The organism is Pseudomonas sp. ASL4 (assembly GCF_056680395.1).
In genome coordinates, this window is record NZ_CM155280.1 from 2,741,764 (window position 1) to 2,756,186 (window position 14,423).

Genomic DNA, 14,423 nt, shown 5'->3' on the forward strand with positions numbered 1-14,423 from the left:
ATTTCAAAATGTGGGAGCGGGCTTGCTCGCGAAGACGGTCTCACAGGCACTTAATCAACATCTGAAAAAAGAGATTCCCAAGCATGAGTGACTCCGGCCGCGCCGATGCGTTGTTAGCAGATCTGCCTCGGGATGGCCGTGGCCGGCTCAAGGTGTTCCTCGGTGCCGCGCCGGGTGTCGGCAAGACCTACGCCATGCTGCAAGCGGCCCACACCCAACTGCGTCAGGGTGTGAAAATCATCGCTGGCGTGGTCGAAACCCATGGCCGCGCCGAAACCGAAGCGCTGCTCGGTGGCTTACCTCAACAACCGCTGGTGCGCTCGGAATACCGTGGCGTGATGCTTGAAGAGATGGACCTCGACGGCCTGCTCAAAGCCAAGCCGAAACTGGTGCTGGTCGATGAGCTGGCCCACAGCAACGCCCCCGGCAGTCGCCACGCCAAGCGTTGGCAAGACATCCAGGAACTGCTGGCCGCCGGCATCGACGTGTACACCACGGTCAACGTCCAGCACCTGGAAAGTCTTAACGACCAGGTGCGCGGCATCACTGGCGTTCAGGTCCGCGAAACCCTGCCGGACTGGGTCCTGCAAGAAGCCTACGAACTGCTGTTGATCGACCTGCCGCCCCGGGAATTGCTGGAGCGACTGCGCGATGGCAAGGTCTACGTGCCGGAGCAGGCGCGGGCGGCCATCGATGCGTTCTTCACGCAAACCAACCTCACCGCCCTGCGTGAAATGGCCATGCAAACCGCTGCGGCTCAGGTCGATGATGATCTGGCCCAGGGTTATCGCCAGCTCGGCCAGGCGGCACCTGCGGTGCGCGGTCGCTTGTTGGTCGGGGTCGATGGCGATGCTCAGGCCGAACGTCTGGTGCGTCACGCCAGCCGCGTCGCCCAGCGTCGGCATTTGCCGTGGAGCCTGGTGCATGTGGACAACGGCAGCGTGCGCGACGAGCAATCGCGCCTGCGCCTGCAAAGCGCCCAGCAACTGGCCGAGCGCCTCGGCGGCGAAGTGGTGTTGCTGCGGGCCGGCGAGGTGGCGAAAACCCTGATCCAGCACGCCGCCGAACGTCGCGCGAGCCTGGTGTTGGTCGGTCAGTCGCGCCAGCGTTTGCGTCGAAGGGTGTTCGGCGGCGGTCTGGCGTCACGCTTGTTGCGCGATGCCCGTGGGCTGGAAATCAACGTCCTCGACAGCGACCATGAAGTGCCCGCAACCCGTCAGCGTTCGGCGCATTCATTGGTCTGGTTCGACTACGCGCTGGCCTTGGTGGCAACCGTTTTGGCCAGTGCTTTGGCCTGGGCAGTGGCAAGTGTTTTGCCGCTGCCGAATATCTCCCTGGTGTTCCTTGCCGCCGTGTTGCTGGTGGCGGTGCGCAGCAGCCTTGGCCCGGCGCTGGCCTGTGCGGCGTTGTCGTTTCTGACCTACGACTTTCTGTTCATACCGCCAAACTTCTCGTTCGCCATCCAGCGCGAAGAAGACGTCCTGACGTTGCTGTTTTTCCTGCTGATGGCGGCGCTCACCGGCAACCTCGCCGCGCGGCAACGTCGACAACTGGAGGCTTTGCGCGACACACAGGAAGAAACCACCGAACTGCTCGACCTGTCGCGCAAACTCACCGCCGCCACCGACCGCCAGGCCGTGGTCAGTGCCGCCGCCCAGCATTTGAATGGTTGGAGCGATCTGCAACTGTGCCTGCTCAACCGCGACGGGCAGGGTGGCTGGAAAGTCGAAACCGGCGGTCCGCTGGAGTTCTCCGAGGCCGAACGTGCCGCTGCCGATTGGGCCTGGCAACACGATCAGCCGGCGGGCGCCGGCACCGGCACGCTGCCGTTCGGGCGTTGGTGGTGGTGGCCGTTGTCGGTCGAAGATGGGCCGCTGGCGTTGCTCGGTGTCTGCGCCAAAGAAGGCCAGACCTTGAGCGGCCAGCGCCGGCGTTTGCTGACTGCGCTGAGCCAGCCATTGGCCCAGGCCCTGGCCCGTGCACAATTGGCCGAAGACCTCGAAGCAGCGCGGCTGCACGGTGAAACCGAGCAACTGCGCAGTGCCTTGCTGGCCTCGGTGTCCCACGATTTGCGCACGCCGCTGACTTCCATGCGTGGCAGCATCGACAGCCTGCTGGCCCTCGGCGAAGCGATCCCGCTGGAGGATCGCCGCGAGCTGCTCGAAGGCACCCGCGATGAAGCGGAGCGTCTCGACCGCTACATCCAAAACCTGCTGGACATGACCCGCCTCGGTCACGGCGCGCTGAAACTGGCCCGGGACTGGGTGTCGCCCGCCGATATCGTCGGCAGTTCGCTCAATCGCCTGCGCGCGGTGTTGGCGCCGTTGCAGGTCAGCACCGAAGTGCCGGCCGAGCTGCCGCTGCTGTACGTGCATGCGGCATTGATCGAACAGGCGCTGGTCAACGTGATCGAAAACGCCGCGCGGTTTTCACCGGTTCACGGACGCCTGCAAGTGCGCGCCGGGGCCGATGACAGCGAGCTGTTTTTTTCCGTCAGCGATGAAGGCCCGGGGATTCCGGAGGACGAGCGAGCGAAGATTTTCGACATGTTCTACACCGCCGCGCGTGGTGATCGTGGCGGGCAGGGCACGGGGTTGGGGCTGGCGATTTGTCAGGGCATGGTCGGCGCCCATGGTGGGCGGATCAGCGTTGCCGATGGCATTGAAGGGCGTGGCACCTGCATCACCTTGCACCTGCCGTTGCAGGCGCAACCGGGCTACGAAAGTGAAGCCTGATCGCGCTTGCGCTACTCTCTTGCCACTTCTATTTGTTGATGTGAACTCATGAGCCAGACCGCGACCATTTTGGTCATCGACGACGAACCGCAGATCCGCAAGTTCCTGCGCATCAGCCTCGCCTCCCAGGGCTACAAAGTGCTGGAGGCCGGCACTGGCAACGAAGGTTTGGCGCAAGCGGCGCTGAACAAACCCGATCTGCTGGTGCTCGACCTGGGGCTGCCGGACATGGACGGCCAGCAAGTGCTGCGCGAGTTTCGCGAATGGTCGACGGTGCCGGTGCTGGTGCTGTCGGTGCGCGCCAGCGAAGGGCAGAAGGTTGAAGCGCTGGATGGCGGCGCCAACGATTACGTGACCAAGCCGTTTGGCATTCAGGAATTCCTCGCGCGCGTTCGGGCGTTGTTGCGACAGGCGCCGGCCGGTGAGGCTCAGCAAGCGGCCCTGACGTTCGGCCCGCTGACCGTAGACCTGGCGTATCGCCGAGTGTTGCTCGACGGTGTTGAAGTCGCGCTGACCCGCAAGGAGTACGCGGTGCTGGCGCAACTGGCGCGGCATCCGGGGCGGGTTATCACCCAGCAGCAATTGCTCAAGGACATCTGGGGGCCGACCCATACCGAGGACAGTCATTACCTGCGGATTGTGGTTGGGCATTTGCGCCAGAAACTCGCAGATGATCCGACTCAGCCGCGGTTTATCGTGACCGAGGCGGGGGTGGGGTATCGGTTGTTGAACGAGGACAGTCTTTAGGAATTGTATTGTTTGAGCCGGCCTCATCGCGAGCAAGCTCGCTCCCACATTTGATTGGGGCTGATCACATATGGTGTGTCCACCAAAGATCCACTGTGGGAGCGAGCTTGCTCGCGATGAGGTCCTGACAGTCACCCGAGAATTTTCAGATTCTCAGTTCTGCTCATTCTCATACCGGTCCATCGTATCCCGCGCAATCTCCCGTCCCAACGCGATCAACTCCGGTGCTTTGTAAAACTCGAAAAACCGGCACACGCGCTTCGGCACGTTGATCAAGACATCCGGCGGATACCCGGCAATCTTGTACTGCGCCAACGAGGTCTGCATCACTTCGAAACTCTGGTTGATCAGGTCCAGCAAAGACGCCGGCCCAACGTTGTCGATGATGAACGAGCCCGTAGCGGATTTCGGCGCACCTTCGCCTTGCGGCGCAGCGGCGGGCTGCTGGGCTTCGGGTTCGGCAGATTCGATCCAGGGATTGATTTCCGCCGCCTCGGCTTTCAACGCCTCCTGTTCCAGCAGCAGCAATTGTTCAGCCTGTTTGCGCCGGAACGGCATCTTCGAGCCGAGGGAATTGATCAGGTTATCGAAGCGCGACTTGAACGCCGCCGGACGCTGGATCACCGGCAGTTGATAATGACGCTGGTTGGTCGAGTTGAGGTTGACCGCGATGATCAAATCACAATGGCTCGACACTACCGGCACAATCGGCAGCGGGTTCAGCAGGCCGCCATCGACCAGCATGCGATTGCCCTGCATCACCGGCGTGAACAAACTGGGAATCGCCGCCGAGGCGCGAATGGCCTGGTGCAGGCAGCCTGCCTGGAACCAGATTTCCTGCTGGTTGGTCAGGTCGGTGGCCACCGCCGTGTAAGGGATGCGCAGGTCTTCGATATTGATCTCGCCGACGATCTTGCGGATCTGGCCAAAGACTTTCTCCCCGCGAATCGCCCCCAGGCGAAAACTGACGTCCACCAGGCGCAACACATCGAGGTAATCCAGGCTTTCGATCCAGTCACGATACTCGTTGAGTTTGCCGGCGGCATAAATCCCGCCGACCACCGCGCCCATCGAGCAACCGGCGATGCAGGCGATGTCGTAGCCACGCCGTTCGATCTCTTCAATGACACCGATATGGGCGTAGCCCCGGGCTCCACCTGAGCCCAGCACCAGTGCGACACGCTTTTTCATGAACCGCCCTCATCTGACAAGGTTCAACAATGCACCCATCGAGGGGCGTGCTTCAATCGTTAAGGTCGTTGGGCGGGGCAGGGGCGTCGTTTTTTCGACACTGCATGGCGACAGATGGGTATGCTCGCGGACGCTGTAGTTTGTGCAGCGGGGTCAAGGCACTTTTTACGCGCCCAAACGTCTTACCTGCACGACTGTTTATTTATCTTTGAGGTGTTATCGATGAAAGCCTGGATCTGTGTGCCTTTGATTGCCCTGGCGCTGGCCGGTTGTGCTGGGAAAACTGCGTACCGTGACAGTTGTGGCAGCCAGATTGATGCGGCCTGGCATGAACTGGACCTGGCCAAGGCCGAAGGTTTCGCCGGCACCGTCAGTTACTCCAAGGCCCTGTCGCTGTTGACCGGCGCCAAGACCCAACAGCAATTTGAAGCCTACGAAGGTTGCACCAGCAAAGCCGAGAAGGCGCGTTTCTACATTCGTGAATCCCGCGCGGGCCGTTAAGACTATGATGTAGCTCAATGGCGGCGAGCTTCGATACAGGCAAGATGCATCGAGTGCCGTAGGGAATTCGATTCAGGGAGCAAACGATGTCTGCCTTGGTTGACCGATTGGTGGCTCAGGTTCTGAGCCTGGAAGTCCGTTTGCTGGCCTGTCAGGCACGCTTGACTGCCCGTACCGACCCTGAAGCATTGCACGAATTGCGCACCACGGTGCGCCGTTTGCGCAGCCTGTTGCGGCCCCTTCGTGGTTTACCTGGGGTCGAGCAACTGGAAGTGGCGGCGTCCGGGGTCGGTCAACTGACCACGCCGCTGCGCGATCGCGAAGTGCTGGCGGCGTACCTGCTTGAACATGGTCAACCCGAGGCGGCGAAGCGGCGCATGGCGCAAATGGACGAGGCCTATCCGACCGTCGCGACCAGCCCTGAAGTCATTCAATTGCTGATGATCCTCGACGCGTTTCCGCGCTTCCTGCGCGCGTCCCAGCGTCAGGGATTGCTCAAGGGCTTGCGCAAGCGTATCGAAAAGCGCCTGGCCAAACAGTGGAAGAAACTCGACCACACCCTGCACGACCCGGCCCATGATCGTCATTTGTTGCGCTTGTTGATCAAGCGCGTGCGCTATGGCATCGAGGCCTATCCCGAACTGGACCGTTTACCCAAAGCCGCCATGCCCAGACTCAAATCGGCCCAGGCCGCGCTGGGTGATTGGCACGACTGCTGGCAGTGGCTGCTGCGGGCGGAACAGGAAGCGGATTTACAATCCTGCGTCGCGGTCTGGAAAACCACCATGACCCAGGCTGAAAGGCGTGCCGACCGAGTGCTCGATAAACTAAGCGCTGCCTGCTTCAAATCTTGAGAACACCACGGATCAAATGTGGGAGCGGGCTTGCTCGCGAAGAGGTCGATACATTCAACATCAAAGTTGACTGACAGACCGCTTTCGCGAGCAAGCCCGCTCCCACATTGGTTTTGTGTTTGAGTTTGGAAGGTGTGTTAGAGCCAAACGCGGCTCATCTGTCAGTGCTTTTGGCCGGAATAAGCGCTGTGCCGCCCTCAGAGGCTGGTTAAGATCCCTTCATCCTTTTCCGCGTTCTGAGGTTTTCATGCGATTTTCCGATCTGCTCGACGCTGTCCGCAGCCAGCCGCAGGCGCTGTCGATTCCCGCCGAATGGGGCCAGGGCCGTGCCAGTTTTGGTGGCCTGGTCGCCGCGTTGCAGTACGAAGCCATGCGCGCAAAAGTCCCGGCGGATCGGCCAGTGCGTTCGCTGGCGATCACTTTTGTCGGCCCGGTAGAACCCGATGTGCCGGTCAGTTTTGAAGTCGACGTGTTGCGCGAAGGCAAGGCCGTCAGCCAAGTGCTGGGCCGGGTGATGCAGAAAGGTCAGGTGGTGACACTGGTCCAGGGCAGTTTCGGTGCCTCGCGACCGTCCGAAGTGGCGGTGACGGCGCAATCTGCGCCCGAGATGAAACACTGGGACGAATGCCAGGAACTGCCCTACATCAAAGGCGTGACCCCGGAGTTCATGAAACATCTGGCGATGCGCTGGAGCGTCGGTGGGTTGCCGTTCACCGGGAACAAATCCCGGGACATGGGCGGTTGGGTGCGCTTGCGCGGGGATGTGAAGGACGAGCCGCTCAGCGAGGCGTATATCCTCGCGCTGGTCGACGCCTGGCCACCGGCCTTGCTGCCGCACCTGAACAAACCGGCGGCGGGCAGTACGCTGACCTGGACCATCGAATTCGTCCAGCCGTTGCTGGCGTTGAGTACGCTGGACTGGTGCAAGTACCTGGTGGACATCGAATATGCTGCAGATGGCTATGGGCATGCGGCGGCGAAACTGTGGAGCACAGACGGTCAGTTGATTGCCATGAGCCGGCAGACCGTGACGATTTTTGCCTGACTCAGCAAGGGTGGCGCTGCTTACACCAAGCGCGCCACCCGCCACCGCTGAGAACGTCAGGAATTGATCGGCCAGCAAGCACGACATCACTCAGACTCACGCCTTCAGGCTGTGACCGCGGCGCTGAATACCCAGCGCGGCGAACACACCGATGGCGCCAATCACGACATTGATCGGGCTCAGGCTGAAAACGCCTGAAACGAGCAGCAGAAACCCGATGATGACCAGCGCAACGGCGATCAGATTCAAAGCATGATGGGTTGCGTGTTGGTCATTTTGCGGGTGCGACTTCCATTGCCAGGCTGGAAGGTTAGGATGACGTTTGCCCATGTTGAAACTCCTCGATACATGTTGAACACATGCTTGAAGAATAGGCGGGGCAGGGGTGGGCGGCGAATCAAGGTTGGCTATTGACTCGATAGGTGTAATGGGCAAAAAAGATCGCAGCCTTCGGCAGCTCCTTGTATCTCGACTATCGCTCCGTCAGGAGCGATAGTTCTCGACTGATCATCGAGGGAGGGACCTGGAAGCCGTGCAGCTCCTTAGGCTTTTTGCCTGTGACGTAGATCGTGCTCCAACCCTCCGCACTCACTCGTATAGTTCGAACGGTATCTTGGGCCCGCCTCTGGCTAGAGCCCGCATTCGCAAGGTCGGGCAGAGTGCAGTGATGATCGCAATTGATCTGATTGGGAGAGTGTTATGTCCAGTTTCGTCGGCGTCGATGTCGCTAAAAACACCTTTGATATCGCTACACATCTGCCAAATGGCAAGCATAAAACCAAGGCCAAACTGGCTAACAATTCCAAGGGTTTCAAAGAGTTTGAAGTTTGGTTGCAGAAGCAGGCCGAGCCTTCGACCCTGATCGTGATGGAAGCGACCAGTGTCTATCATCTGGAGCTCGCCGAGTTCGTCTACAACAAGGGTTATCGGGTCTGCGTGGTGAATCCGGCCACGACTCACGCGTATGCGGGCAGCGAGTTACGTCGGATCAAAACCGACAAGAGTGATGCCAAGCTGATCGCCGACTTCGCTAAAGAAAAAAATGAAAAGCTCAAGCTTTGGGCTCCGGAACCGCTGAAGTTCCGCCAACTGAAGGCCATGGTTCGTCGCCTGGATGACCTTCAAGAGATGGAGCAAATGGAGCGTAATCGTCTGGACGTGTCCGACGAAAAGGTCAAAGAGTCGATCAACTCGGTGATTGGCCACATCGAAAAAGAAATCGTTGAAACCCACAAGGCGATCAAAAAACATATCGATGACGACCCCGACATGCGCCAGATGCGCGACTTGGTCGTGACCATCGACGGCATTGGCGAGAAAACGCTTGAGCGGTTGCTGGCTGAGCTGGGCGACCTGCGCAAGTACGACGACCCTCGAAAACTTGTCGCGGCTGCTGGCCTGAATCCAGAACTCCAGGAATCAGGGCTCCTCAAGGGCCGCAGCCCGATCTCGAAGATCGGCTCAGCGCGCTTGCGCGCAGGCCTATACATGCCGGGCTTGGTCGCGTTGCAACACAACAAAGCAATAATCGCCATGAAAGATCGCCTGAAGGCCAACGGCAAGGCCCCCAAGCAGATCATCTGTGCTGCCATGCGCAAGCTGCTGCATTACGTTTACGCAGTGCTCAAATCGGGCCAGCCATATGACCCTGAATTTGCGCTTGCTCGGTGAGATTCAAGACGGTATCTACAGGTGTACGCCGATCCAATGTAGGAGCTGCCGAAGGCTGCGATCTTTTGACTTTAAAGCTTTAGCTGCCCGATAGCCTTGCTCAACTCCCCAGCCAACGTCGCCAACTCATTACTGGTGGTCGCTGAATCCACCGTCTGTTGCACCGTGTTCTCGGTCACGTCACGAATGCTCACCACCGCCCGATTCATCTCTTCGGCCACATGGCTCTGCTGCTCGGCGGCCACTGCGATCTGCGTATTGCTTTCACGCATCTGCGCCACCGCGCTGGTGATTTGCGCCAAGGCTGCCCCGGCTTCCTGAGCCTGCTGGACGCAATCGTCGGCCTTGAACGAGCTCTCCTGCATGAAGTCCACGGCGTCTCGGGTCCCGGCCTGCAAGGCAGCAACCATCAGCGTGATTTCATCCGTCGAGGTTTGCACGCGCTTGGCCAGGTTGCGTACTTCATCGGCGACCACCGCAAAGCCGCGGCCCATTTCTCCAGCCCGCGCCGCTTCGATGGCCGCGTTGAGCGCCAGCAGGTTGGTTTGCTCGGCAATGCTGTGAATCACGCTGACCACGCCATTGATCTTCTGACTGTCCTCGGCCAGGCGCTGGATCATCTCGGCGGTCTGCTGCACGCCGCTGGACAATCCGGCAATCGACTTCTGCACTCGGCTGACCACTTCCTGGCCGCTGCCGGCCAGGGTGTCGGCGCTTTGCGAGAGGTCGCGGGTGGCGCCGGCATGCTGGGCGATGTGATAAACCGTGGCGGTCATTTCGTTGATGGCGGTGGCGGCTTGATCGGTTTCGCTTTGCTGGCCGAGCATACCGTGGCGCACTTCATTCATGCTCGACGCCAGCCGTGCCGCGCCGACATCCAGTTGCCGGGCGGTGTTGGCGACGGTGTTGACCACCCGCTGATAACCGGCCTGCATGGCGTTGAAGGCGTTGGCCATCTGCCCGACTTCATCCTTGCAGGCCAGTGGCACGCGGGCCGACAGGTCGCCGGTTTTCTCGACGTGCAGCATCACGTCTTTCAAGGTATTAAGCTGGCTGAGCAAGAAACGGATCAACAACTGCGAAGCACCGAGCATCGCCAGCATCAGGATCGCCACCGCCATCGCATAGTTGAAGAAACGTTCGCCGAACACCTGGGTCAGGCTTGGGCCGTACGCGATCACCGCGACTTGCTGACCATCGGCGCGGCTGAATACCTCGGCGCCCATCAACGGGTTGTCGCCGAACAGCGGCATGCGGTTGATATCGACCCAGCCATTGGTGTCGGTCAGTTCCAGCACTGGTTGATCGTTGATCCGTGGTGCCTGGCCGTGACTGAAGGTCAGTACGTTGTCAGCCTGGGGCAGCGGCTGCCCGGCCGGCCAGGCGTTGAGCAAACGTGCCTGAGCCTGAGCCGATGCCTGGGATGCATGGCTGCGGGCTTGCTGTTCAAGTTGTACGGCGTACAACACCAACAGCAGGGTGGTGACGAAGGCGACCGCGTTGACCGCCCAGAATTTGTATTTCAGCGAGATGTTGCTAAGCCAGGCACCCATAGGAGGTCTTCTCTGATAGCGGAAACAGCATTGGCAAGGTGCCAGCATTGTGCCGCTATGCAGGGATTTGGACGTTGATGCAGGTCAACAACCACCACGGTTCCACAGGGGATTTAGGTGTTACTGGGGGAACGTAGGCAGGCCGAAGAATGCCCGGGCGCAAGCAGTGGTATGAGCCGCCAGGTCTTCTTCACTTTCCTCGCGATGCAACGCCACTTCGCGCAACACCTCGGTCAGATAAGCCGGCTCGTTGCGCCCGTTCTTTGGCTTGGGCCTTAGACTGCGCGGCAGCAAGTACGGTGCATCACTCTCCAGCATCAAGCGTCCGCGCTTGATCTCTTTCACCAGCGGATGCAGGTGCGTGCCCCGTCGTTCATCACAGATCCAGCCAGTGATGCCGATGTGCAAATCCAGGTCGAGGTAACTGAACAGCGCTTTCTTTTCGCCGGTGAAGCAATGCACCACGGCGGCTGGCAACTGATCACGGTAGTCGCGCAGGATTTCGAGCAAGCGCTGACTGGCATCGCGTTCATGGAGGAACACCGGCAATTGCAGTTCGACCGCCATGGCCAGGTGTTCTTCGAGGACCTTTTCCTGTTGCGGACGCGGCGAGAAGTCGCGATTGAAATCCAGCCCGCATTCGCCCACGGCCACCATGTTCGGCTCTTTGAGCAAACTGCGCAGGCGCCGCTCGCTATCGGCATTCCAGTCGCTGGCGGAGTGCGGGTGAATGCCGGCGGTGGCGAACAGCCGTTGCGCGCTTTCGTCCAGTTGCCGGCACAGTTCCAGAGCCTGTTCGCTGCCGTCGACACTGGTCCCGGTGAGCACCAATTGGCAGACCCCGGCAGCGTAGGCGCGGTCGAGTACGGCCTGGTGTTTATCGTCGAAACTGGGGTTGGTCAGGTTGACGCCGATATCGATGAGTTGCATGGTGCTACCTCGGACCAAAGGCCGGAAAGCATATCAGAGCTGTAGATTTATAAGAAAAGCCAAGAACTACAACGAGTTAAAGCTGTCTTTTGATGCCGCGAGACAGGTCGGGTTGGTGAAACTGCCATCACTGTGCCAGTCTTTCGCACTTTGCCAGCGCTCCAGGCGCTCTGTTTCTGTCGTTTTGCTTCACGGAATTTACCCTGAAGCCGGACCAGTATTCTTTCCGGAGAGTGGATGACACGTCCCTCGGTTTTGCTACTGCTGTGTTGTTCGTTGCTGCTGCCGATGCCGGCGGTTGCGCGCCTCGCCGGGCCGCTGCAAGCCGTGCCGGCCACCCAGGTCCGCGATCTGGCGGCAATCCGCAGCAGCCGCGTGCTGAAGGTCCTGGTCAATCAGAGCCGTAACAGCTCCGGTGAAGTTGAGGGCCAGGCCATCGGTGTCGAGTACCATCGCCTGCGGGCCTTCGAGCAATACCTCAATGGCCACGCACGTGACGGCCAGGAAATCACCCTCAAGATCATCCCCAAAGCCAAGGATCAACTGCTCGGCGCGTTGCAGCGCGGCGAGGGCGATCTGGTGGCTCCCGGGGAATTGCTCGATCCGCAATCCGGCCACGCCGTGAGTACCAGCGAACCGATTGCCAGCAACGTGCCGCTGATCCTGGTCGGCATCAAGGGTGAACGACGTTACACCCATCTCGAACAACTCTCTGGCAAAACCCTGGCATTGCCCACGGGCAGTGCGGCTGGGGACGCGGTCAGTCAGATCAATCAAAAGCTGGCCTTGCACAAACTGGCACCGGTAAAGGTTGAGTGGGTCGACCCGAGCCTGGCGGTTGAGGACGTGCTGGAGATGGTCCAGGGTGGCATCTTCCACCTGACCATCGTCGAGCAGCCGATCGCCGAGCGCTGGGGCAAGATTCTGCCCAAGCTGCGGTTTGATCGGCAGGTGCTGATCGGTGCGCCCGGCGAGGAATACTGGTTCGTGCGCCGCGATGCCTCGATGTTGCGGGCGAGCATTGATCGCTTCCTGACCACCTACAAGAAACCGTCGGATGAGGACGTGGCGTTTCTGCGGATCTACCGGCGCCTGTATCAAGTGCACTATCCGTTGGCGAAGGCCGATCGGGAGCGGCTGGAAAAACTCCGGCCGGTGTTGCAAAAACACGCTGATGCCCAAGGCATGGACTGGTTGAACCTGGCGGCGTTGGCGTTTAAGGAGTCGGCGCTGCAACCCGAGGCCCGCAGTGGCGGTGGCCCCACTGGCTTGATGCAGATCACCCCGTCGGCGGCACAGCGGGTCGGGGTCAACAATGTGCAGAACCTCGACGCCAATGTGCAGGCAGGGGCCAAGTACCTGGCGATGATCCGCCGAAAATTCTTCTCCAGCCCCAAACTCAACGAGCGCGAACGGATGGCGTTCGTGCTGGCGGCGTACAACATGGGGCCGGAACGGGTTCAGGGCATGCGTGCTGAGGCCCGGCGACGGGGTTTGAACCCTAATCAGTGGTTCTTTCAGGTCGAGCGCATTGCCATGGAGCAAGTGGGGATGAGCGCCGTCAGCTATGTTAATAGCGTGAACAAGTATTACTTGGCGTTTGATCGGGAGCGGGAGTCGTTGGAGCCTAAAGGGCAAAAAGTGGTCTCTCGGAAATGATCGACTAAGCTGATTGTTATGGTGGGATATTTCCGCTTTTATCATTCGATTTTCAGATTAATATGGCGGCCAACCAACACACATACTCACAATGGATGACACAGCATGAGCACTCTGATCAACAAGGTACTGTTTACCCGCGCTGGCTACGGCCTGACTGTTCTGCGTATTTTCGTCGGCATTATCTTCGCGGCTCACGGTTCGCAGAAGCTCTTCGGAATGTTCGGTGGTTACGGGATTGCCGGCACCGCGCAGTACATGGAAAGCCTTGGCCTTGCACCGGGTCACCTGATGGCGATCCTGGCGGGTGGTACGGAATTCTTCGCTGGTCTGGCCTTGATCATCGGTTTGCTGGTTCGTCCGGCGGCACTGGGGCTGACCTTCCTCTCACTGGTGGCGATCTTCTCGGTGCACATCCATAACGGTCTGTTCTTGGCCAACAATGGCTACGAGTTTGCCCTGGCTTTGCTCGGTGGCAGCATCGCGGTGCTGATCGAAGGCGCCGGCAAGCTTTCAGCAGACCGCGCCATCGCCGGCTGACCGCTCTGGCTTAACGAAAAGGCCCGCATTGCGCGGGCCTTTTTTGTTGCTCGGGATTCTTGACACTGTCCGGTCACGTTCTCTAGGATGTTGCTCATGCGCCGATTTAAACAGCTACTTGCGGGGCGCCAGGTGACTCATCCAGTTGCCGATAGAAGCTTGAAACAGGCTTCGAAATACCGCTAAAGCGCTGGTTCGGTGTTGCCTCTCACCTGCCATGCAGACTTTTGAGGCAGAGACACGACCCAATGAATGCACTAAGCCCCGTTGTACGCCCCGCGCCGATCACGGCACACCTCACCCAGCGCAATCCAAAAATCCTGCTTGGCGGCAAACATCAGCCGACGCTTCTGCGTTATCTCGACGGCTGGCCACGTCGTACTGGCGGCCCCGCAGCTTTCCTGATCCAGTTTGTCGAAGATGGTGAGTCACTGGCTCGGTTTGCCAACGACAGTTTTGATCTGGCGGTGATTCAGTCGCCGAGCCTTGAAGATGCGCCCGAAGTGATCAAACAATTAACCCGTGTCGCTCGACAAGGGTTGATTACCCGGCGCTGAGGTTTCAGGACGCTACAGATACTCGATCGCCACGATATACACGCACTGCTCACCGGTGGGTGTCTGGACCCGGACTTCTGCGTCCAGTGCCTTACCGATCAGAGCGCGGGCCAGTGGCGAATCAATGCTGATCAGTCCCAGTTTGAGGTCCAGTTCGTCCGGGCCGACAATGCGATAGCGCGACTCTTTGCCGTCCTCATCTTCAATCGTCACCCAGGCGCCGAAATACACCTTGTTCGGATCACTGGGTTTTTCGCTGACGACTTTCAGGGCTTCCAGTCGTTTGGTGAGAAAACGCACACGACTGTCGATCTCGCGCAGCATTTTCTTGCCGTAGGTGTATTATAACCCCATCTAGAAACATACTATTTACCTCGAATTCCCCGCCTTTTCGCCTACAAACCCCCTTCCTTTTTCCCTAGCAGCTTGGGATAGTACCC

At 59.6% G+C, this 14,423-nt stretch carries 12 protein-coding genes and 2 pseudogenes; 9 read left to right on the plus strand and 5 right to left on the minus strand.

What is annotated here, in order from left to right; translation table 11 throughout:
- Positions 1–83 precede the first annotated feature (83 nt).
- Together AC1MEW_RS12470 and AC1MEW_RS12475 are read left to right on the plus strand one after the other, a co-directional pair.
- Positions 84–2,735, plus strand: coding sequence for a sensor histidine kinase (locus tag AC1MEW_RS12470; RefSeq protein ID WP_201205553.1), 2,652 nt, complete (start codon positions 84–86; stop codon positions 2,733–2,735).
- A gap of 48 nt (positions 2,736–2,783) precedes the next feature.
- A complete protein-coding gene (locus AC1MEW_RS12475) occupies positions 2,784–3,482 on the plus strand; it encodes a response regulator (protein ID WP_201256594.1) in 699 nt (232 codons plus the stop codon).
- Between the two features lie 153 nt (positions 3,483–3,635).
- Here the strand turns inward: AC1MEW_RS12475 and AC1MEW_RS12480 are convergent, their stop codons facing one another.
- A complete protein-coding gene (locus tag AC1MEW_RS12480) occupies positions 3,636–4,673 on the minus strand; it encodes a patatin-like phospholipase family protein (protein ID WP_201191347.1) in 1,038 nt (345 codons plus the stop codon).
- A gap of 222 nt (positions 4,674–4,895) precedes the next feature.
- Here AC1MEW_RS12480 and AC1MEW_RS12485 point away from each other — a divergent pair, with 222 nt between their 5' ends.
- The 3 genes from AC1MEW_RS12485 to AC1MEW_RS12495 all read left to right on the plus strand — a co-directional run bounded on the left by AC1MEW_RS12485 (position 4,896) and on the right by AC1MEW_RS12495 (position 7,073).
- Positions 4,896–5,174, plus strand: a complete 279-nt coding sequence (locus AC1MEW_RS12485) for a hypothetical protein (RefSeq protein ID WP_157711547.1) — start codon at positions 4,896–4,898, stop codon at positions 5,172–5,174.
- Positions 5,175–5,260: 86 nt separating this feature from the next.
- Positions 5,261–6,028 (plus strand): CHAD domain-containing protein, encoded by a 768-nt coding sequence (locus tag AC1MEW_RS12490; protein WP_201256818.1) that lies wholly within the window; start codon positions 5,261–5,263, stop codon positions 6,026–6,028.
- Positions 6,029–6,275: 247 nt separating this feature from the next.
- A complete protein-coding gene (locus AC1MEW_RS12495; RefSeq protein ID WP_201205545.1) occupies positions 6,276–7,073 on the plus strand; it encodes an acyl-CoA thioesterase in 798 nt (265 codons plus the stop codon).
- Position 7,074: 1 nt separating this feature from the next.
- Here AC1MEW_RS12495 and AC1MEW_RS12500 read toward each other — a convergent pair.
- Positions 7,075–7,403 (minus strand): annotated as a pseudogene (locus AC1MEW_RS12500) (terminase).
- Between the two features lie 369 nt (positions 7,404–7,772).
- Between AC1MEW_RS12500 and AC1MEW_RS12505 the strand changes: the two are divergent.
- Positions 7,773–8,744, plus strand: coding sequence for an IS110 family RNA-guided transposase (locus AC1MEW_RS12505; RefSeq protein ID WP_480423023.1), 972 nt, complete (start codon positions 7,773–7,775; stop codon positions 8,742–8,744).
- Positions 8,745–8,815: 71 nt separating this feature from the next.
- Here the strand turns inward: AC1MEW_RS12505 and AC1MEW_RS12510 are convergent, their stop codons facing one another.
- Both AC1MEW_RS12510 and AC1MEW_RS12515 read right to left on the minus strand, forming a co-directional pair.
- The gene (locus AC1MEW_RS12510) at positions 8,816–10,297 is read right to left on the minus strand and encodes a methyl-accepting chemotaxis protein (RefSeq protein ID WP_480426458.1); all 1,482 of its coding nucleotides are present in this window, start codon (positions 10,295–10,297) and stop codon (positions 8,816–8,818) included.
- Positions 10,298–10,417: 120 nt separating this feature from the next.
- Positions 10,418–11,227: a TatD family hydrolase gene (locus AC1MEW_RS12515; RefSeq protein WP_201205541.1), complete on the minus strand. Its 810-nt coding sequence runs from the start codon at positions 11,225–11,227 to the stop codon at positions 10,418–10,420.
- A 237-nt stretch (positions 11,228–11,464) separates the two neighbouring features.
- Here AC1MEW_RS12515 and AC1MEW_RS12520 point away from each other — a divergent pair, with 237 nt between their 5' ends.
- The 3 genes from AC1MEW_RS12520 (at position 11,465) to AC1MEW_RS12530 (ending at position 13,983) form a co-directional block, all read left to right on the plus strand.
- Positions 11,465–12,886, plus strand: a complete 1,422-nt coding sequence (locus AC1MEW_RS12520; protein ID WP_480426460.1) for an MltF family protein — start codon at positions 11,465–11,467, stop codon at positions 12,884–12,886.
- A 105-nt stretch (positions 12,887–12,991) separates the two neighbouring features.
- Entirely contained in the window at positions 12,992–13,426 is a 435-nt protein-coding gene (locus tag AC1MEW_RS12525; RefSeq protein ID WP_201205537.1) for a DoxX family protein, read from the plus strand.
- Between the two features lie 248 nt (positions 13,427–13,674).
- Positions 13,675–13,983 carry a class I SAM-dependent methyltransferase gene (locus AC1MEW_RS12530; RefSeq protein ID WP_201205501.1) on the plus strand — a complete coding sequence of 103 codons (309 nt, stop codon included), beginning with the start codon at positions 13,675–13,677 and terminating at the stop codon, positions 13,981–13,983.
- 12 nt (positions 13,984–13,995) lie between these two features.
- On the opposite strand, the pseudogene AC1MEW_RS12535 reads toward AC1MEW_RS12530, so the two are convergent.
- Positions 13,996–14,325, minus strand: a pseudogene (locus AC1MEW_RS12535) (GreA/GreB family elongation factor); the annotation flags it as partial.
- Positions 14,326–14,423: the final 98 nt, after the last annotated feature.

Bases quoted from the DNA above. Each gene is read 5' to 3' on its own strand.
- AC1MEW_RS12470 (WP_201205553.1), top strand. From the start codon at position 84: ATGAGTGACTCCGGCCGCGCCGATGCGTTGTTAGCAGATCTGCCTCGG.
- AC1MEW_RS12485 (WP_157711547.1), top strand. From the start codon at position 4,896: ATGAAAGCCTGGATCTGTGTGCCTTTGATTGCCCTGGCGCTGGCCGGT.
- AC1MEW_RS12475 (WP_201256594.1), top strand. From the start codon at position 2,784: ATGAGCCAGACCGCGACCATTTTGGTCATCGACGACGAACCGCAGATC.
- AC1MEW_RS12495 (WP_201205545.1), top strand. From the start codon at position 6,276: ATGCGATTTTCCGATCTGCTCGACGCTGTCCGCAGCCAGCCGCAGGCG.
- AC1MEW_RS12530 (WP_201205501.1), top strand. From the start codon at position 13,675: ATGAATGCACTAAGCCCCGTTGTACGCCCCGCGCCGATCACGGCACAC.
- AC1MEW_RS12525 (WP_201205537.1), top strand. From the start codon at position 12,992: ATGAGCACTCTGATCAACAAGGTACTGTTTACCCGCGCTGGCTACGGC.
- AC1MEW_RS12510 (WP_480426458.1), bottom strand. From the start codon at position 10,297: ATGGGTGCCTGGCTTAGCAACATCTCGCTGAAATACAAATTCTGGGCG.
- AC1MEW_RS12505 (WP_480423023.1), top strand. From the start codon at position 7,773: ATGTCCAGTTTCGTCGGCGTCGATGTCGCTAAAAACACCTTTGATATC.
- AC1MEW_RS12480 (WP_201191347.1), bottom strand. From the start codon at position 4,673: ATGAAAAAGCGTGTCGCACTGGTGCTGGGCTCAGGTGGAGCCCGGGGC.
- AC1MEW_RS12515 (WP_201205541.1), bottom strand. From the start codon at position 11,227: ATGCAACTCATCGATATCGGCGTCAACCTGACCAACCCCAGTTTCGAC.
- AC1MEW_RS12520 (WP_480426460.1), top strand. From the start codon at position 11,465: ATGACACGTCCCTCGGTTTTGCTACTGCTGTGTTGTTCGTTGCTGCTG.
- AC1MEW_RS12490 (WP_201256818.1), top strand. From the start codon at position 5,261: ATGTCTGCCTTGGTTGACCGATTGGTGGCTCAGGTTCTGAGCCTGGAA.